Source organism: Rhodococcus sp. ACPA4 (assembly GCF_002300185.1).
Lineage (GTDB): Bacteria > Actinomycetota > Actinomycetes > Mycobacteriales > Mycobacteriaceae > Rhodococcus_F > Rhodococcus_F globerula.
This window is the reverse complement of record NZ_NSDY01000001.1, coordinates 4,402,746-4,420,027: the sequence shown is the minus strand read 5'-3', so window position 1 is coordinate 4,420,027 and position 17,282 is coordinate 4,402,746. Positions and strand designations below refer to the sequence as shown.

Sequence of the window (17,282 nt, the reverse complement as noted above, 5' to 3'; positions counted from 1 at the left end):
AGCAATGGCAGAACCGCAGGATCCTTCCGCGGCTGTGCCTGCCAACCCCACGGTCGGGGCCGGGTCAACCGGTCCCGACCGTTCGGGCGTTGGTGGGAGACACCGAGCGCCGGAACCTCTCGAAGAGCCGTCGGTATCCGAGGGCACAGGGATGTCCCTGACCAAGGTTCTGCCTGACTCTGCAGATACACCTCCGCCCCCTCCGGATATGCCGGCGCCACCGTCGGCCGACAAGCCGAAAAAGCGTCGACGCGTCCCGCCGTGGGCCTTTGTCGCTCCGTCGTTGATCGTGCTCGCAGTCATCATCGTGTACCCGCTCGGGCGCGCGATCTGGATGTCGATGCACAGCGACGGCAAGAAACTCGATCCAGAGACCGGCATGTTCGTCACCGGTCAGTTCACGTGGTTCGACAACTACAAGAACTGGATCACCCAGTCCTGCAACACTGCGAACGGCGCGATTCCGTGTCCTCCCGGCACGCTCGGCTCGCAGTTCTGGCAGTCGATCGGCAATACCTTCGGTTTCACGATCGTGACGGTTCTGCTCGAGACGCTGATCGGCCTCTCGATGGCGTTGATCATGGCCAAGACTTTCCGTGGACGCGGTCTGCTGCGCGCCTCGGTCCTGATTCCGTGGGCCATCCCCACCGCTGTCACCGCGAAGTTGTGGTTCTTCATCTTTGCCAACGACGGCATCGCCAACAAGATTCTCGGCACCAACATCCTGTGGACGGCCGATCCGTGGCCGGCTCGATTCGCGATCGTCGTCGCCGACGTCTGGAAAACAGCGCCGTTCATGGCTCTGCTCATCCTCGCGGGTCTGCAGATGATTCCCGCAGACGTCTACGAAGCAGCCAAGGTCGACGGCGCAACGGCGTGGCAGCGCTTCCGCATGATCACGTTGCCGTTGGTCAAGCCCGCACTCATGGTGGCCGTGCTCTTCCGCACCATGGACGCCCTGCGCATGTACGACCTGCCCGCAATCATGATGGGATCCAATCCCGCCACGTCCACCATCTCGGTCCTGGTGGTCGATCAGATGCGCGTCGGCGCCAATTCGGCATCGGCACTGTCCACCATCACGTTCCTCATCATCTTCGCTGTGGCCTTCATCCTGGTCCGATTCCTCGGAGCCAACGCGGTCAGCACGCAGGAAAAGCAGCGGAAAGGGGAGCCGGTATGAACAAGGCACTACGCGGCAAGATCGGCACCTACATCGGCGTCGTCCTGATCATCGTGTGGGGACTGGCTCCTTGCTACTGGATGATCGTGACGGCTCTGCGTGACCCGTCTGAGACCTTCTCGACCTCACTGTGGCCCGAGAACCTCACATTCTCCAACTTCACGGCAGCGCTCGATCCAGACGCCAAGGTGAACTTCACCCGCGCTCTGATGAACAGCCTCATCATCGCCGGCGCTACCACTCTTGTCGCTCTGGTCGTCGGTGTCTTCACGGCGTACGCACTCTCACGGTTCGACTTCCGTGGCAAATACTTCGTCACCGGAATCATCCTCGGCGCGTCCATGTTTCCCGTCGTCGCACTCGTGACGCCGTTGTTCCAGATGTTCACTGACCTCGGGTGGATCGGCAGCTACAAAGCGCTGATCATTCCCAACATCTCGTTTGTCCTACCGCTCACGGTGTACACGCTGACCTCCTTCTTCTCCGAACTCCCCTGGGAACTCGAAGAAGCCGCACGCATCGACGGTGCCACCCGCGGCCAGGCTTTCCGGCTGATCATGCTGCCGCTCGCCGCGCCGGCACTGTTCACCACCGCGATCCTCGCGTTCATCGCGACGGTCAACGAGTACCTGCTGGCACTGCAGCTCTCGAGCGACAAAACAGCGCCCGTCACCGTGGCGATGGCCAAATTCTCCGGCACCGATCCCTTTGTCACGCCGTACACCTCCATCATGGCTGGTGGCACCCTCGTGATGATCCCCCTCGTGATCATGGTGCTGATCTTCCAGCGACGGATCATCGCAGGCCTGACCGCAGGTGGCGTCAAGTCGTGATGCGGGCTTCGCGCGCGTGGTGCATATGAGGCGGGCTTCGCGCGCGTGGTGCATATGAGACGGGCTTCGCGCGCCCAGCGAATGGAGCTCATCGCCGGCTTCATCTCGGTGTTTGCTCTCATGGCGTTGATCAGCGCTGTGGTCGCAATCGTCAAAGGTGACCCAGGGGTGACGCCGTCGCTGGTGCTGCTCGGTTGCGTCATTGCGCTGGGCTTTGCGTACCGCGGATACCGGAAAGCGGTTCGCGCGGAGCGTCGGCAGTAGAGCTCCCGGTAGTGTGACGTTTCGGTATCGCAGTTGCCGGGAGTTATCTGATCGAGACAACACCCTGGTGCAATGATGCTGTGAGGTCATGTCCCCGACCGGGAGTGTGTAAGTGAGTCCATCGAACAGATCGAATGCGGCAGGTGGTGCTGCATCGACTTCGCGTCGCTCCGGCAACCCGGGGAAACCGGCCAAGAAGAAGCGCTCCAAGTGGCGGTTCGTCCGGCGGACGATCTACGTGCTCGTACTGCTCATGATCATCGTGCCAGCGTCGGTGTTTGCTGTTGCCTACAGCCGCACGGAGGTTCCTCGTCCCGCTGACATGCAGACCAAGCAGGTTTCCACCATCTACATGGCCGACGGCACCACCGTGCTCGGGAAGGTGGTCCCCCCGGAGGGCAACCGCACCGAAGTTGCGTTGTCGGCCATCCCGATTCATGTTCGCGACGCCGTCCTCTCCGCCGAGGACCGCAATTTCTACACCAACCCTGGCTTCTCGATTTCGGGATTCGCGCGCGCGGCCCGCGACAACATCATGGGCAAGGAAAGCGCCGGCGGTGGCTCCACCATCACCCAGCAATACGTGAAGAACGTGTTGGTCGGCGACAAGCGCAGTATCGACAGAAAGATGCGTGAGCTTGTCATCTCCGCCAAGATGGCGCGCGAGTGGTCCAAGGACGACATCCTCGCGGCGTACCTGAACACCATCTACTTCGGACGCGGTGCGTACGGCATCGCAGCGGCGTCGAATGCGTACTTCGACAAGCCGGTCAGCGACCTGACCGTCGGCGAAGGCGCTGTTCTCGCTTCCGTGATCCAGAGTCCCTCGTTCCTCGATCCGGAGACCAATCTCCCCGCGCTCGAAGCGCGATGGAACTACGTGCTCAACGGAATGGCCGACTTGGGGACACTCGCCAAGGCGGATCGTGACGCGATGACGTTTCCCGTTGTCGCCGCGGCCAACCGCCCCACTGATCTGAATCAGGCTCCCGGCCCGGAAGGCCACATCAAGACGCAGGTTCTCAAGGAACTTGCCGAAGCCGGTATCAGTGACGAGACGCTGAACACGGCAGGCCTACAGATCACGACCACTATCGATCCTCAGGCGCAGGAAGCCGCGCTCAACGCGGTGAGCAAGAACCTCGACGGAGAACCGGAGGAACTGCGCACCGCAGCGGTATCCATCAACCCACGGACCGGTGGAGTTTCCGCCTACTACGGCGGCACGGACGGCGCTGGTTTCGACTACGCCCAGGCGCCGTTGCAGACGGGTTCGGCGTTCAAGGTCTTCGGACTGGTGGCCGCGTTGATGGAAGACATCCCGCTCTCGGCCCGCTTCGACAGTTCGCCGCTCACAATCAATGGTGTGACCATCGGAAACGTCGGCGGTGAATCCTGCGGAACCTGCACCATCGCGGAAGCGCTGAAGCGTTCGCTCAACACCAGCTTCTACCGCCTGATGCTGTCGATGGAGAACGGTCCGCAGAAGATCGCCGACGCGGCTCACCTGGCCGGTATCCCCGAGCGAATTCCCGGGCTCGACTACCCCACCCTGACCCAGGAGGGTGACCCGCCGGAGAACGGAATTGTGCTCGGGCAGTATCAGTCCCGCGTCATCGACATGGCGTCCGCTTATGCAACTCTTGCCAACTCCGGGGTCTACCAGCAGCCGCACTTCATCCAGAAGGTGGTGACGGCCGAAGGTGAAGTTCTACTCGATCGTCCGGTCTCCCCCGGTGAGCGTCGACTCGACGCTGCCGTCGCCGAAAACGTCACGCAGGCGATGCTGCCGATCGCGTCGTACTCCAATGGACACGCGCTGGCCGGTGGTCGCGCGGTTGCTTCGAAGACCGGAACCGCTCAGCTCGGTGACACCGGTCAGAACAAGGACGCCTGGATGGTCGGTTACACACCGTCCTTGTCCACGGCGGTGTGGATCGGCACTTCCGATGCCCAAGCCATCACCAACTACAACGGCGGCTTGATCTACGGTTCGGGGCTTCCGGCCGATATTTGGAAGAGCACCATGGACGGCGCTCTCAAGGGGTCCGACGTCGAGACCTTCCCGTGGCCGGATCCGATCGGTGGACAGGCCGGTGTTCCCGCCAACTCCGGTGCGACGTCGCCGAACGACCGCAGCACTGGGGCAGCTACCCCGCCTTCCACCACGCTGAACATTCCGGGGTTGCCGCCGGTGGAGATTCCGCAGATCCCGCAGCGGCCCCGTTCGATCGAGATCCTTCCCGGCATCGTCATTCCGTTGCCCGGCTGACCTTTTGCAGAGCGGCGATCTTCGCAGATCGCCTACCTGGCGACAGGCGGTGACGTAACGTGATGCGCGAGTTGCAGAATGCACTCGGGCGTCGTCGCACGGTCGAAGGAGCAGTCGAATGGGTCAGCTGGACGGCAAAGTTGCCTTCATCACCGGTGCCGCGCGGGGTCAGGGACGCTCTCATGCAACAACATTGGCGCAGGAGGGCGCGGATATCATCGCGATCGACCTGTGCGATCAGGTGGGATCAGTGGGATATCCCCTGGCCACTGCCGAAGATTTGAACGAGACGGTTCGGCAGGTCGAAGCACTGGGTCGTCGAATTATTGCCACCCACACCGATGTTCGTGATTCAGCCGGCTTGAGAGCCGCAGTCGACGATGGTGTGTCGCAACTCGGACGCCTCGACATCGTGCTCGCAAACGCGGGCATCGCGAGTTTCGCTCCGGCTGAGAACCTCACCGACGACATGTGGGACGACATGATCGCGATCAACCTCACCGGTGTGTTCAAGACAGTGAGGGCCGCGCTGCCGCACCTCGAGGCACACGGCGACGGTGGCGCGATCGTCCTCACCAGTTCCACTGCCGGGATCAAGGGCCTGGGAAACCTGGCACACTATGCCGCTGCCAAGCACGGCGTGGTTGGCCTGATGAAGTCGCTGGCGAACGAGCTTGCGCCGCACATGATCAGGGTCAATTCGGTACACCCGACGGGCGTCAACACCGACATGATTCACAACGAATACACGTACGCGCTTTTCCGCCCGGACAAGAAGCCATCCGAGATCACTCTCGATGATGTCAGTGACGCGTTCCGAAGTTCGAATGCGCTCCCTGTCCGGTGGGTCGAATCAAGCGACGTCAGCAACGCCATTCTGTGGTTGGTCAGTGATGCCGCACGCTACGTCACCGGGGTTCAATTGCCGGTTGACGCTGGTTCGGTCATCAAGTGATTCCGTCTGAGTTACTGCGTGCCGCTACCTTTTCGCGGAAGAACGACAACGCGCAGTGCTTGGCGTAGGTGGGCAATCGTCTGAGTCCACGCGAGTTTCTCGCCGGTGCACAGTTCGATATCTTCGCCGCCGACTGCGACAGCGTTTGTCAGGGCGTTATGCCACTCGGCTTCCTGTTCCTGACTGATGCGCAGATACTCGAGGATGGTGTCGCGGTCGCGTCCGCAGATTTCTGCGACGTCGTCGGCGGTGAGTCCCCCGCTTTGGTCGGCGTCGAGTTCGAGGATGGACATGAGTGCGGGCGGAAACTCGAAGCACTCGTGCCATTCGACGGCCGATCCGTCAAAAACCGCGCTGAGTCCGTCGCTGTCCGATCCATCGGTGGCGGCGAACTCTCCGTCTGCTCGAATAGGTTGCCCGCCAAGCTCTTCGGCGAGCTCTTCCGATGCGTCGGCCAGTTCGGCAAAGGATCGGATCGTTCGCAGTAGATGATCGGGTGCAAACGGAGCAGCGTCGACCCTGGCGACGCCGAGGACGCTTTGTTCCACCAGGATGAGCTTGATGGTGGGCCACTGTCGATTGAGCTGGGACAGAACAAGAGCGGCATGGTTTGTGTCGGGTATCGAGTGAACAACCCGCGAAAACACTTCTACGTACTGGTCGTCTTCGAGCACGCGGACATACGTGATCTGCTCGCCCCGAACGAGCGGGATGTCGCCGTCGTCGTCACGCTCGGGGGTGTAGTCGAGAAGCCGGCCAAGGGCGTTGTCGACCAACTCGTTCAGCGAATCGTATTCGCTGGCCTGAGTCTGACCGCTGTCGAAGGCTGGAATGTCTTCGCGGCCGCTCACCTGTACGCGGAGAAAACTTGGGTGCGCGATGCTCCACATGTCGCCGAGCACCCGCAGTGCTTGGGCGACCACGCCGTCGGGCCGGGAACGATCGACGTCGATGTAGAAGGACATGGAGCCGTTGCCGGTGGCGTCGTGCTCGCATTGGTCGGGGCGATTGAATCCCCAGCCGATCAGCGACTCGTGATCCTCGGGTTCAAGCATCCGCAAGGGGTGCAGGAACTGATTGGACGGTACCTCGCACCTGACGCGGGTCTGGTCCCACGCGAAGAACTGGATGCAGGCGGGGGCGTAGTCGAGGTTGTCTTGCGAGTCGTGCTGCGATTCCACGACCAGGGTGTCGTTGTCCTGCATTGCCGCGATGTATCGAGACACACGAGCCCCGAATGCAGTCCACGCGGCAGTGATCTCGAGATCGAAAGTGTGCTCCGACATCGACGCTCCTTCACGGGTGGGGTTCTTACCGGTCAAGGGGCTTGCCGACGTTTTGTGAACCCCTGCCGTCAAGCCCTTGGCGTGAGAGTAGCGGTTGGGGCCGACAACTTCAGCGAGGCGCTTAGTCCATCCGAGAAAATTTTTCGGTTTCGTTGTCGAATCGTTCTTTGTAGGCCGTCGCCAGATCGTGGAGGGCGCCGACGCAGTCGCCGTAGTAGGTCGGTGCGTGCATGGTGGCAAGAATTCGTGGTTCGAGGTCGGCGAGGGCGCGGATGGTGGGTGCGAGCGCCGGCGTCAGGGCTGTTGCATGCCCCAGATCCTCGGCCGCAAGTGCGGGGCCGACGATTTCCTGTTCGGTTGTTGCGGGCGGGGGTCCGAACGCGGTGAACAGGTCGCCACAGAACAACGTCGACGTTGTCTCCTCGAACATCAGACCCGCGTCCCAGCCGTGCGGGACGTGTGGAGTGTCGATATGGCGTACGCGTCGGCGGCCTGTTTCGAGAACATCGCCGTCCTGCAACGGAACTGGCATTCGGTCGGCTAGATCGTTGACCTGGACGAAGCACCCCATTGCGCAATGCGCGACCTGCGCGCCGGGGGCTGCGGCGAGCCACGAATTCATCGCCCCACACTCGTCGGCTTCGACATGACCGAACGTGATCCATTTCAGCCGGGCTGGGTCGAGGAGACGGGACAGTGCGTCGGACGACGATGTGAACAGCGCTCTCTGCCCGGTGTGGAAGAGCAGTGGTTCTTCACCGTCGACAAGAAATTGGTTCATCGCGAGGTTCGCTTCCGGAACGAAGGTCGAGAGTCGGTAGATATCCGGGGCGATCTCGGTGATCGTTGTGCTCATCGCTGTGCTCCGATCAGGGCTGTAATTCCGTGATCTCCAGCTTTCTCGTCGCTCAGTCCGGGCACAAGGCTCTGGAATAGTGGAGGACGTGTATGTACTGCTGCTGACAGGCCCGCCGGGCGCGGGGAAGAGTTCCGTCTCGACCGCGCTTCACGATCGACTCGGCGAGGCCGGCGTGAGAAACGCGATGATCGAGGTTGACGAACTGGAGCGGTGTTACCCGCCACTGGGACCCGAACGAGCCATCGCGCACGTCGAGATGCTCTGCACGTCGTACCGTGAGGTGGGTTATGAACTCCTGTTCCTCACTGCTACCGTCGAAGACGACGACTACGGGCGTGCTCTGCTGGCCGCGACCGCGGCTGACGGGCACCTGCTGGTACGGCTAGAGGCCGATCCGGATACGTTGCGCAACAGGATCATCGAGCGTGAACCGGCCAACTGGGCAGGGTTGGAGCAGCTGGTGGAAGCGTCACGACTCCTGGCCGGTTCGATGCCGTCGTTGATCGGAGTTGACCTGGTTCTCAGCACCGAAGGTCGAGACCCCGAAAGTGTTGCCGATGACGTGGAAGCGTCTCTGCGAGAGCATTATCCGTCGTTACGGGCGCTCAGTGTGCAGAGCGGTGACCACTGAAGCGAACATCGTCGATTTGATGGAGCCAAGTGTGCCCGGATTCTTCGGGCCGATCGGTGCGACGATGTCGATTGCCTTGGTGGTCAGCGCTTCGGCGGAAGCCGTGGCGTCCACCAGACCTGCAGCAAGCGCGTCGCTTCCGCCGTACCGCCGCCCGGTGGTCATGGCGACGACGGCCGATGCAGGACTGAGTTTGGCCTGAATGAGCGCTGCCATTCCTTCGGTGAAAGGGATGTTGATGTCAACTTCCGGGAAGCAGTAATAGCCTCGATCGTCGCGCATGACGCGGTAGTCGTGCGCGACCCCGAGCATCGCGCCCGCTCCGAAGGCGTGACCGTTGACTGCAGCGACGGTCGGCATCGGGAACGTCAGCATCCGCGCGAACAATGATTGCACTTGCTGCACATGCCAATTTGCCTTGTCAGTGTGTGCGCCAAGCCAGTCGAGATCGAGTCCGTTGGAATAGAACTTACCCGTTGCCGTGGTGATCAGGGCGTGTGCGCCTTCGCCCAGAGCCTGGTCGAGCAGCTTGTCGACGGAGTCGAGCCAATCCGGGGAGAAGCGATTTTCGTCGTCGCCGAGATCGAGGACGGCGATCTTGTTTTCGAAGCGGAGCGTAGGGGTCATGATTGGCCTTTCATGTTGCGGGACTTGGGGAGTGGTGGGTCGAGACGCAGAACGGCTCGAACAGCAGCGTCCAGCCGCGCGCGTGCTGCTGTATCGGGTACTCGCCAACCGTCGGCGCGTTTGGTCGGGTGGATGAGCAGTCCGGTAGGTAGGCCGACAACACAGGCTTCGATTGCTTCGACTGCTCTTCCGTCTTTACGGCCCCAGAGTGCCGTCGACAACCGGATGAACAACTCGACGAGCGCCCGGTCGAGTTGTGTGAGTTGCTCTGCGATATCGGCAGGGACGTCGGTGCCGAGTAGTTCGTCGCGCCTGATCGTCAACAGAAGGAGTGCGGAATGTGGGTAATCCAGCGCGAAGATCGCCGGCACTTCCGCGGCGGCGACCACTGCGTCGACTGCGGCGGACGGTGAGGGATTACGCAGGGTGTCATCCACTCTCGACTGCTGGAGTGCGAGAAATCGCTGTGCGGCGCGTAGCCACGCGCTACCGACCAGGCCACTGCGAGAACCGAATGCGTGATAGATCGCGCCGTTGGAAACGCCGGTTGTATCGGATACGGCTCTGACCGTGACTGCGGCCGGCCCGGCAGTGGCGGCGAGATTTTCGGCAGCATCGAGCAGTGTGTCGAGATCGTGGACGCGTGGCCGAGGCATGAACGCACAGTAACAGAGCGTCTGCTCTGTTACTAGTGCGTGGTCGGATCATGCAGCCGTCAAAGCCTGCTGAAGTGAGCACCCCTTCTGTAAAGCTCACACCCCTTCCAGAGCCCTGGAAGGGGTGCGAGCTTGATGAAAAGGGTGCTCACTCGGCCAATCAGCGCTGGCCAATCGCGCTGGCCGTGCGCGGCTAACTAGTCGTGGTCGTGAACGGAAGCACGAGCCGTGAGCGATGCGCCGCGTCGCGGTAGATCTTATGAGTGACGGGACGACCGACGGGCAGGTGGAACGCGTCCGGCGGGAGCAGCGCGTTGTGCTCGTCGGCCAACGGCTCTGCGTTGGACAACTCCACTGTGAGCTTGTGGCCCGGCTTGAAGGTATTCGCGAACGGGTAGAGGCGCAGCACGTACTCCTCGATCTTGCCCGGCTCCACAGGCACCGCACGGGTGTGCGGGTGGTGCGGGTTGCCCTCGGTGGTTCGCTTGTCCAACTCGCGGTGCGAGGCCTTCAGATAGCCGGAGGTGATCAGCTGACGCTTTCCGTTCGGGGCGTAATCCCACAGGCGCAGAATGAAATTCGAATCGATCTGGTCGATCTCCGCAAAGATGTGCGCGGCTCCGGTGCCGATCATCTCCGTCGACTCCTCGAAAACCGGTGTGCTCCAGGCCAGGATCTCGACCTTGTCGGTCACAGTGAGTGGGGCCTGGTAGAAGCCGTCAGGGGCGGCGTACTCGGCGCCCATCGGCTCCGGTTCGGTGGCGAGTTTGTGACGCGGGCGCAGGTACAGCGACTTGTACTCGATATCCTTTGGTGGCCACTGGTTTCCGGTGGCCAGTTCGCGTGAGCCTTCGACGAAGACGCTCACGGCCGGCTCGTCCATGACACCGTTGTCGATGCCCTTGATCCAGTAGTCGTACCAGCGGAACATCTTGTCGTGCTCTTCGATGAAGGGGCGCGACTGCATCGGCGGGTATGGGCCGATATCCAGCTTCTTGGGACCCTTCAACGCGTCGAAGAGCTCGATCGTGCCGTCCATCGTCCAGCCGCGGCCCTGGTCGATCTGCAGGTAAACCGGGATATCGATGTTGGGAGCCAGCGTGATCGGGTTGCGCTCTTCGTACCAGTCGCCGTCCAACTCGTTCATCACGATGTCGAACCAGGCTTCGTGGTTCTTCGGATAGTTCAGCACGTGAACCAGATTCGGCCAGGCGGCGACGTCGGGATCCTGGAGGCGCTCGGCGACGCGCTTCTTGACCTCTTCGGGGCTGTACGCCTCGAGCATGCGGGACTTGACGTTGTCGGTGAATGCCCAGCCGGAGTCGCCGCCGCGACCTTCACGGGCTGCGCGCGGCATGAACCACATGATGCCACCGTGGTAGGTGGTCTCGTAGAAGTCGTAGTGGCCGCCGCTCACGAAGATCGCCTTCAGATGCGGCGGACGCTCAGCGGCGGCCAGCACCTGCATGGAGCCGAAGTACGAGATGCCGACCATGCCGACGTTTCCGTCGCACCACGGCTGTGCCGCAACCCATTCGATGAAGTCGTAGGCATCCTGTCCGAGCGAGACGCCACCGGCGTTGTAGTTGCCGATGTGCTCGCCTTCGGACGCACCGGAGCCGCGCAGGTCACCGATGACGTGAACGTAGTCCTCGCTGACGATGCGCGCGATGTCGCCGGCTTCGATGCAGCCGTCCCACATCGGGCTGGGGCGTCGTTGCGGCGGCGTCGTCAGGGCAAGCGCCTGCAGCTCTTTGCCGTATGGGCTCAGTGCAACGAGTGCCGGCCGCGGTTTTCCGTCGACGCCCTCGTAGGCGTCTGCCGCCAACTCGATCCCGTCGCGCATCGGGATCCGGAGATCTTTGCGGATGTGGATTGCCTGTCCACCTGCGTTGAATGTTTCGAATTCGGCCATGGGTCAACGACTCCTATTCTTCTTCGTCGTACTGAGTGCGGTAGCCGTGCATCGTCGTGAAGAACGGGGACGGTTCGAGGCTCGGGTCGCCCTCGTAGCCGAGTTTGTCGGCGACAGGTGCAAACGGTGAGTACGCCGAGTCCGTCTCCGGCAGACCGCCGCACAGGCACTGGTGAGCTGCGCCGCGCACGCCGACCTCGATGTCGACACTCTCGCGCAGTGCCTCGGATGCCTGGTCGCGGTCGAGTTCGACGCCGTAGGCGACGCCGTCGGCCCGGCGGTACGGATGCCCCAGATACAGGTGGTTCGGACGGATCTCGTCACGCAGGTACTGAAGACTCGACCGGTACGCGAGAGGATCTTCGTAGCCGGGGAAGCCGTTGGCCGCTCCGTGGACCTGCACGGCGTCGCCGACGAACACGTCGTTCTGGCCGTCAACCACGTAGGCAACCGATCCGGCCGTGTGGCCGGGGATGGAATGCACCGATACGGTGACACCGCCACCGAGGGAGAGGGTTTCGCCGCCTCGAACCAAGATGGACGGCTCCATCTCGCCGGAGATGACAGCTTTCGCCGACGCCATCTGCTTCTCCACACCCTGCGGGTCGTCGAGGTATTGCCCACGCCCCGTCAGATATTCGTCGACGTGCGCCTGCCGCGAGCGCAACAGGTGTGCGTCGGCCTCGTGGATCACAACCTGCGCACGCCTGCCCGTGAGTTCCCACAGAGCGTGAGCGCCGCCGATGTGGTCAATGTGGCCGTGAGTCAGCAGGATCCAGCGAACATCCTCGATTCGGCGTCCGATTGCCTCGAGTGCCGGGGCCATTCCCTGCGCCGGCGACGACGCGATCCCGGTGTCGACGATTGCGAGTTCGGGGGCGTCGATCAGGAAGCTGTAGAGGCCGAATCGGCCCCACGGCGAGACGAGCGGATGAATCTTCACGTCGTCTGTCATGTCACTCACCGGTGGAACGAATGAAGGCGGCAGTCTCCCCGAACACCTTGTGGTACTCCGGGATCCAGGAGAAGTTCTGCGCGAAACCGTGGTTGGCACCGGCATAGCGGCTCACCGTCACCTCGACTCCGGCTTCCTTCAGGCGCTGGCCGTACAACTCGCCCTCATCACGCATCGGGTCGTATTCGGCCGTGACGATCAGTGCCGGGGGTAGCCCGGAAAGATCCTCACGCTTGATCGGTGAGACAAGCGGGTTCGCCGCGTCCGCACCGCTCTCGAAGTAGAAACTGTTGAAGCCCTTCAGTCCTGCAGTCTCCACGCCGTACCCTTCGGCGTTCTCCCGCAGGGATTCGTAGCGATCGACGTCGAAGTCCAGATCCAGCGAGGGGTAGAGCAGTACCTGGTGCGTGATGCGGTCGAATCCCTCGTCGTGTGCCAGTGCAGCGACGGCGGCAACAAAAGTGCCACCAGAACTGTCGCCGGCCAGTGCGAGCGTCTTCCCGTCCCACTTCAGAGCCTCGCCGTTCTCCGCTGCCCAGCGCACTACCGCGTGGCAATCCTCGAGCCCGGCCGGGAAGGCCGCCTCGGGAGCGAGACGGTAGTCGACGGAGATGACCTTGAGGCCGGTCTCCTTCGCGAGGTTGCGCGCAACGTGGTCATGCGTGTTCAGGCTGCCGAGGAAGAACGCGCCGCCGTGGAAGTACACCAACAGTCCGTACGCGTCGGCGTCGACCGGTGTGTAGATCCGGACGGGCACATCGCCCGCGGTCGTGTCCTCGACAGCGTGCAGTGGCAGACGTTCTTTCAGCGGAGCTACGTGCGTCTCATCGCCGGCGCGCATGAGCGCCGGGTCGAGCGGTCCCTCGGGCGGGGCCGGCAGGGTGGCGATGAGCTCAGCGATCTGGGGATGCAAGGGCATGTCGTGGCTTCCTTACTTGGTCGCAGCCGGGTGAGCTGCCGTCTTCTGGCCGGGGAACACGTCGTTGACTTCGTCTTCGGTCCAGCCCTGACGCGAGATGCGCTGCAGCTCGTCCGTCACCGGCTTGCGGTTTGCCTGGTACAACGCCAGTGCTTCCTTGACGGAATCTGCTTCCTTCAGAGCGTCGGCGAGACCGCCGGCGTCCAGGATCGCCGAGTTCGCGCCCTGGCCCTGGTGATGCAGCATCGAGTGGGCAGCGTCGCCCACGAGGGCAACAGAGTCGGTGTGCCACACGTCAACCGGGTCGATGTCGTAGACCGCGCGAATGCTCACCGTGTCCATGTCGAGGTCGCGAGCGATGTTCACGATCCGCTCGTCGAAACCTTCGAGTGTCGCCAGGATGTCTTCCTTGGTGATCGTCGGCGCCCACGTGCTGTCCGGGCACAGCGCGGTGATGTCGAAGGAGACCTGGCCGCGGTGGCGCAGTGGCAGCAGGTAGACCTTCGTGCCCCGTCCGATGTACATGCGGAGGTTGTCGTCCGTCGCCATCCCGTAGGCGTCGTCAACCGAGATGACCGTGCGGTACGCGTGCTCACCGGAGAACACGGGGCCCTTGTCGCTGAAAAGCTGTTGACGCACAACCGACTTGATGCCGTCGGCGCCGATGACCAGATCGGCTTCGACGGTGGTGCCGTTGGTGAAGGTGAGGACGGAGCGATCGCCCTTGTCCTCGAGGGTCTCGAGTTTGTGGCCGAGATGCACCATGCCTTCGGGGAGTACGCCGAGCAGAGCGTCGATGAAGTCGCCGCGGTGGATCAGGTGAGTCTTGGTGCCCTCGGTGTCGCCGGGGACGGCGGGCCACTCCTCCTTCATGATCGGATCATTTGTGCCGGTGAGGATTTCGAAGTAGTCACTCGGCGAGCTGACCTGCGCGACGGCGTCGAAGATGCCCCACTGGCGGAAGCGATCCATGGTGGACGGACGCAGGCCGATGCCGGCGCCGACCTCCCGGATCTGGCTTGCTTGCTCGTACACGTTGACATCGGCGCCGAGCAGGCTCAGGGCCTTGGCTGCCGCAGCACCGGCGTATCCCGCGCCGACGATGGCGATTTTCAGGTTCTCGAGCTCTGAAGACTGCATTGTTCTTGTCCTTGTCAGTTCTGGATGGTCAAGAAGTCGGCCGGGTTCTCGACGAACAACTTGGTGATGGTGGCTTCGTCCAACCCGGCTTCGCGCAGGTCGGGAATGAGGTCTTCGAAGAGGTAGTTCAGGGTGTGGCCCTTGACGCCGGGCCATCCGAGCGGGCTGCAGTTGGCGTCGACGCCCGCGAGTGCCTGATCCAAGTGGCCTTTGCCGAGGAAGCGCAGGAAGTGGTCAAGACGCTCCTTGCGGGGGCGCGCCCAAAACGGGGGGTCCGGGAGTTCGGTCTCGTAGCCGAACGTGTCGAAGCCGACGCGTCCACCCTGTTCGGCAATCCAGGTGTCACGCGTCTTGTCGGCGTTCACACCGTCGTCGACGTGCCCGAACAGCACCCGATCCAGCGGCAAGCCCTCGTCGTTGAAGATTTTGATTGCGTTCTCGGCGTCGATAGCCAGGTGCGTCAGGATCGGCACGCCGGTGCTCAGCGCAGCGCGAGCGGCCGCGCGGTAGATGCGCTTGTCCAGATCCGTCATTCGGCCACCGCGGCTTACGCCGACCTTGATGACACCGGCCTTGCTGCCGGTATTGCCGATACCGACGGTGATCTCGTGAACGAACTGACTGGTGAGGTACTCGACGCTTGCTCGTTCGAAGAACGGAAGTGCGGTGTCGCCGCCGACAAAGCCGGTGCACGCGATGATGTGGACGCCGGTCTTGGCGGACAGTGACTTGTAGTAGTCGACGTCACGGCCGTTGCAGATTCCGGTGACGTCGACGAAGGTTCCGCCGCCGTACTCGTGGAATTTCCGAAGCTTGGGGACGGTCTCGGAGTACCGCTCCTCGGGGGTCTTCCACCACTTCGTGTCCAGCTCCGAGCCCGGCATGCCGTACCCGATGTGCTCGTGGATGGCCACGATCCCGAGTTCCTCGGCGGGGATCGACCCCAGAACGGTGTTCACTCTCGACACAACACTCACCTCTAAGAAGATTCGAAAATTGGATGGTTATCCGTTGTCGCGGTGGGGTCAGCCCACGGCTCGCGTCGGCGTAGCCCCTGACGCACTGAGCAAGTCGCGCGGGTTGTCGACGAGGATGCGCTGCACATCCAGCTCGCTCAGTCCCTGCGCTGTGAGGGCGGGGACAAACGTCGACAGGATGTAGCTGAACGGCAGATCGTTTCCGGGATGACCCTTGGCGACGCCGGTTGCGTTGCTGGAGAGCAGAATCCGGTTTCCGTAGCCGGACTTGACCAGCTCGCCAACCAAAGCGGCACGCTCGGCGTCGGTGATGTGGACGTCATCTGCTGTGCCTACGTGGTCCAGCGCGACATAGGCGCCGCGGCGGGCGATTTCGGCCGGGGCGCCGGCGGCGACGGCATCCTTGCGGTCGAGTCCGCCGACGATGACGCGCTCTGCCGGTAGCTTCTCGTCCGCGAGGATCTCGAGGTCGGCCACCGCGTCGTTGCCGTAGCGAATGGAGACAGGGGCGCCGGTGGCGAGCGCGGCGCGGGCCGCTCCGCGGAACAGGCTTTCCTCGGTGGCGGTCATTCCCTCGTGATTCGCGGCGGTAGCCACCAATCCGGGGATGCCGCGACGCTCTACGCGCGGAATCACCATGCCATCGGTGATTTCCTGAGTGAAGAGCTCGGCGAACTTCTCCGCCGGCCAGGGCGTCGGCGGATTGGTCTGCGGCGTAAGGAAATAACCGCCGAGCATCTCCTCCGGGCCGAGGCCCGTCGACGTGACGATGTGCACGCCGGTGGTGCGTGAGAGAGCCTCGTACAGCTTGACGTCGCGACCGTGGAACATGCCGGTGGCGTCGACGATCGTCGCTCCGCCGTGTTCTCGGAAATCCTTCAGTTTGTCCGCCAGGGTCTCGAAGATGTCGGCGCGGTCCATCGTGATGTCGAATGCGTATTCCGCACCCGGAAGCACTGACAGCAGTGCTTCGTGGACCGCGACAACACCCAACTGGTCGGCGGGAACGGGGCCGAGAACGGTGTTGACGGTGTTGCCTTCAGCGATCTGGTCGACCTTCATCGGCATTTCCTTTCGTCATCGTCATGCCTGCATGACGTGGTAGCGATCACAGTAGCCATTAACATTACAAAGCGTCAAGTGAGTTGGTTAACAGACATCTGACTTGTCGCGCTGGTTTGTGGCTTTGCTGCGGCTAGAATCTGTGGCCATGTCGCTTCGCGCCGCTCAAAAACAGATGACCTACGAGCTCTTCCTTGCCAAGGCGCTGGAATTGTTCGGCGAGAAGGGTTACTCCGCGACCACGATCGACGACATCGCGTCGGCCGCAGGTTCGACCCGGACTACCTTCTACCTGCACTTCTCGTCCAAGGCCGACGTGATGAGTGCGTTGCTGACAAAGGTCGACGCGATCCTCACCGCGGCCGACAACCCCACGCTGACCGCGGTGGTTGCCTCCGGCTCGCGAGGCGAGATCCACGCGTGGCTCGACCGCAAGTTCTCCCAATGGGACGAGATCAAGCCCTACCTCACCGCGTCCTACGAGGCGTCGTACGAGCCGGACGTCGAGGCCAAGACCGAGCAGTGGTTCGAGTCCGCCGTCGAGGACATGACCGCGGGGCTGGACACGGCAAAGCGTCTGCCGGCCGACCGGCGCCGGATCCGCTGCGTGCTGGCTTTCGGTCAGCTCGAGCACCTCTCGCGGCGCTACTTCTCCATCGGTTGGCGGACCCCGCGCGAGATCTGCCTCGACGAAATCACCGAATCCTGGTGCTACCTGCTCGCAGCGGACAACTGAGGTTCACCGGCC

General features: G+C 62.7%; 17 protein-coding genes. 7 read left to right on the top strand and 10 right to left on the bottom strand.

All coding sequences use genetic code 11. From position 1 onward, the window contains the following. The first annotated feature begins 4 nt into the window (after positions 1 to 4). The 5 genes from CJ178_RS20240 (at position 5) to CJ178_RS20220 (ending at position 5,507) form a co-directional block, all read left to right on the top strand. The gene (locus tag CJ178_RS20240; RefSeq protein WP_033237065.1) at positions 5 to 1,183 is read left to right on the top strand and encodes a carbohydrate ABC transporter permease; all 1,179 of its coding nucleotides are present in this window, start codon (positions 5 to 7) and stop codon (positions 1,181 to 1,183) included. After that, positions 1,180 to 2,016, top strand: a complete 837-nt coding sequence (locus tag CJ178_RS20235; protein ID WP_033237066.1) for a carbohydrate ABC transporter permease — start codon at positions 1,180 to 1,182, stop codon at positions 2,014 to 2,016. Before CJ178_RS20240 ends, CJ178_RS20235 begins: the two co-directional genes overlap by 4 nt. A gap of 54 nt (positions 2,017 to 2,070) precedes the next feature. Next, positions 2,071 to 2,280 (top strand): hypothetical protein, encoded by a 210-nt coding sequence (locus tag CJ178_RS20230; RefSeq protein WP_095887504.1) that lies wholly within the window; start codon positions 2,071 to 2,073, stop codon positions 2,278 to 2,280. A gap of 112 nt (positions 2,281 to 2,392) precedes the next feature. After that, a complete protein-coding gene (locus CJ178_RS20225; protein ID WP_033237068.1) occupies positions 2,393 to 4,552 on the top strand; it encodes a transglycosylase domain-containing protein in 2,160 nt (719 codons plus the stop codon). Between the two features lie 118 nt (positions 4,553 to 4,670). Beyond that, positions 4,671 to 5,507 (top strand): mycofactocin-coupled SDR family oxidoreductase, encoded by an 837-nt coding sequence (locus CJ178_RS20220; RefSeq protein WP_045065938.1) that lies wholly within the window; start codon positions 4,671 to 4,673, stop codon positions 5,505 to 5,507. A gap of 11 nt (positions 5,508 to 5,518) precedes the next feature. On the opposite strand, the gene CJ178_RS20215 is transcribed toward CJ178_RS20220, so the two are convergent. Continuing rightward, a complete protein-coding gene (locus CJ178_RS20215; RefSeq protein ID WP_045065936.1) occupies positions 5,519 to 6,793 on the bottom strand; it encodes a T3SS (YopN, CesT) and YbjN peptide-binding chaperone 1 in 1,275 nt (424 codons plus the stop codon). Positions 6,794 to 6,914: 121 nt separating this feature from the next. Next, positions 6,915 to 7,649: an MBL fold metallo-hydrolase gene (locus CJ178_RS20210; RefSeq protein WP_095887503.1), complete on the bottom strand. Its 735-nt coding sequence runs from the start codon at positions 7,647 to 7,649 to the stop codon at positions 6,915 to 6,917. 88 nt (positions 7,650 to 7,737) lie between these two features. On the opposite strand from CJ178_RS20210, the gene CJ178_RS20205 reads away from it, so the two are divergent. Beyond that, positions 7,738 to 8,283, top strand: a complete 546-nt coding sequence (locus CJ178_RS20205) for an AAA family ATPase (protein ID WP_257013276.1) — start codon at positions 7,738 to 7,740, stop codon at positions 8,281 to 8,283. Here CJ178_RS20205 and CJ178_RS20200 read toward each other — a convergent pair. From CJ178_RS20200 to CJ178_RS20165, 8 genes are all read right to left on the bottom strand, one after another. Next, positions 8,248 to 8,910, bottom strand: a complete 663-nt coding sequence (locus CJ178_RS20200) for an enoyl-CoA hydratase-related protein (RefSeq protein WP_095887501.1) — start codon at positions 8,908 to 8,910, stop codon at positions 8,248 to 8,250. The genes CJ178_RS20205 and CJ178_RS20200 overlap by 36 nt on opposite strands. Beyond that, positions 8,907 to 9,566, bottom strand: a complete 660-nt coding sequence (locus CJ178_RS20195; RefSeq protein ID WP_095887500.1) for a TetR/AcrR family transcriptional regulator — start codon at positions 9,564 to 9,566, stop codon at positions 8,907 to 8,909. The genes CJ178_RS20200 and CJ178_RS20195 overlap by 4 nt, the downstream gene beginning before the upstream one ends. Positions 9,567 to 9,759: 193 nt before the next feature. Beyond that, positions 9,760 to 11,481 (bottom strand): CocE/NonD family hydrolase, encoded by a 1,722-nt coding sequence (locus CJ178_RS20190; protein WP_095887499.1) that lies wholly within the window; start codon positions 11,479 to 11,481, stop codon positions 9,760 to 9,762. A gap of 13 nt (positions 11,482 to 11,494) precedes the next feature. Continuing rightward, the gene (locus CJ178_RS20185; protein ID WP_095887498.1) at positions 11,495 to 12,436 is read right to left on the bottom strand and encodes an MBL fold metallo-hydrolase; all 942 of its coding nucleotides are present in this window, start codon (positions 12,434 to 12,436) and stop codon (positions 11,495 to 11,497) included. A 1-nt stretch (position 12,437) separates the two neighbouring features. Then, a complete protein-coding gene (locus CJ178_RS20180; protein ID WP_095887497.1) occupies positions 12,438 to 13,355 on the bottom strand; it encodes an alpha/beta hydrolase in 918 nt (305 codons plus the stop codon). 12 nt (positions 13,356 to 13,367) lie between these two features. Further along, entirely contained in the window at positions 13,368 to 14,495 is a 1,128-nt protein-coding gene (locus CJ178_RS20175) for an FAD-dependent monooxygenase (protein WP_095887496.1), read from the bottom strand. 14 nt (positions 14,496 to 14,509) lie between these two features. After that, entirely contained in the window at positions 14,510 to 15,463 is a 954-nt protein-coding gene (locus CJ178_RS20170; RefSeq protein WP_045066811.1) for a phosphotriesterase family protein, read from the bottom strand. Between the two features lie 57 nt (positions 15,464 to 15,520). Further along, positions 15,521 to 16,534 (bottom strand): aryldialkylphosphatase, encoded by a 1,014-nt coding sequence (locus CJ178_RS20165; protein WP_095888067.1) that lies wholly within the window; start codon positions 16,532 to 16,534, stop codon positions 15,521 to 15,523. Positions 16,535 to 16,682: 148 nt separating this feature from the next. Between CJ178_RS20165 and CJ178_RS20160 the strand changes: the two genes are divergently transcribed. Then, the gene (locus CJ178_RS20160) at positions 16,683 to 17,270 is read left to right on the top strand and encodes a TetR/AcrR family transcriptional regulator (protein ID WP_045065917.1); all 588 of its coding nucleotides are present in this window, start codon (positions 16,683 to 16,685) and stop codon (positions 17,268 to 17,270) included. Positions 17,271 to 17,282 lie beyond the last annotated feature (12 nt).

Bases quoted from the DNA above. Each gene is read 5' to 3' on its own strand.
- CJ178_RS20200 (WP_095887501.1), bottom strand. From the start codon at position 8,910: ATGACCCCTACGCTCCGCTTCGAAAACAAGATCGCCGTCCTCGATCTC.
- CJ178_RS20220 (WP_045065938.1), top strand. From the start codon at position 4,671: ATGGGTCAGCTGGACGGCAAAGTTGCCTTCATCACCGGTGCCGCGCGG.
- CJ178_RS20215 (WP_045065936.1), bottom strand. From the start codon at position 6,793: ATGTCGGAGCACACTTTCGATCTCGAGATCACTGCCGCGTGGACTGCA.
- CJ178_RS20185 (WP_095887498.1), bottom strand. From the start codon at position 12,436: ATGACAGACGACGTGAAGATTCATCCGCTCGTCTCGCCGTGGGGCCGA.
- CJ178_RS20230 (WP_095887504.1), top strand. From the start codon at position 2,071: ATGAGACGGGCTTCGCGCGCCCAGCGAATGGAGCTCATCGCCGGCTTC.
- CJ178_RS20235 (WP_033237066.1), top strand. From the start codon at position 1,180: ATGAACAAGGCACTACGCGGCAAGATCGGCACCTACATCGGCGTCGTC.
- CJ178_RS20240 (WP_033237065.1), top strand. From the start codon at position 5: ATGGCAGAACCGCAGGATCCTTCCGCGGCTGTGCCTGCCAACCCCACG.
- CJ178_RS20210 (WP_095887503.1), bottom strand. From the start codon at position 7,649: ATGAGCACAACGATCACCGAGATCGCCCCGGATATCTACCGACTCTCG.
- CJ178_RS20180 (WP_095887497.1), bottom strand. From the start codon at position 13,355: ATGCCCTTGCATCCCCAGATCGCTGAGCTCATCGCCACCCTGCCGGCC.
- CJ178_RS20160 (WP_045065917.1), top strand. From the start codon at position 16,683: ATGTCGCTTCGCGCCGCTCAAAAACAGATGACCTACGAGCTCTTCCTT.
- CJ178_RS20165 (WP_095888067.1), bottom strand. From the start codon at position 16,534: ATGAAGGTCGACCAGATCGCTGAAGGCAACACCGTCAACACCGTTCTC.
- CJ178_RS20175 (WP_095887496.1), bottom strand. From the start codon at position 14,495: ATGCAGTCTTCAGAGCTCGAGAACCTGAAAATCGCCATCGTCGGCGCG.
- CJ178_RS20190 (WP_095887499.1), bottom strand. From the start codon at position 11,481: ATGGCCGAATTCGAAACATTCAACGCAGGTGGACAGGCAATCCACATC.
- CJ178_RS20195 (WP_095887500.1), bottom strand. From the start codon at position 9,566: ATGCCTCGGCCACGCGTCCACGATCTCGACACACTGCTCGATGCTGCC.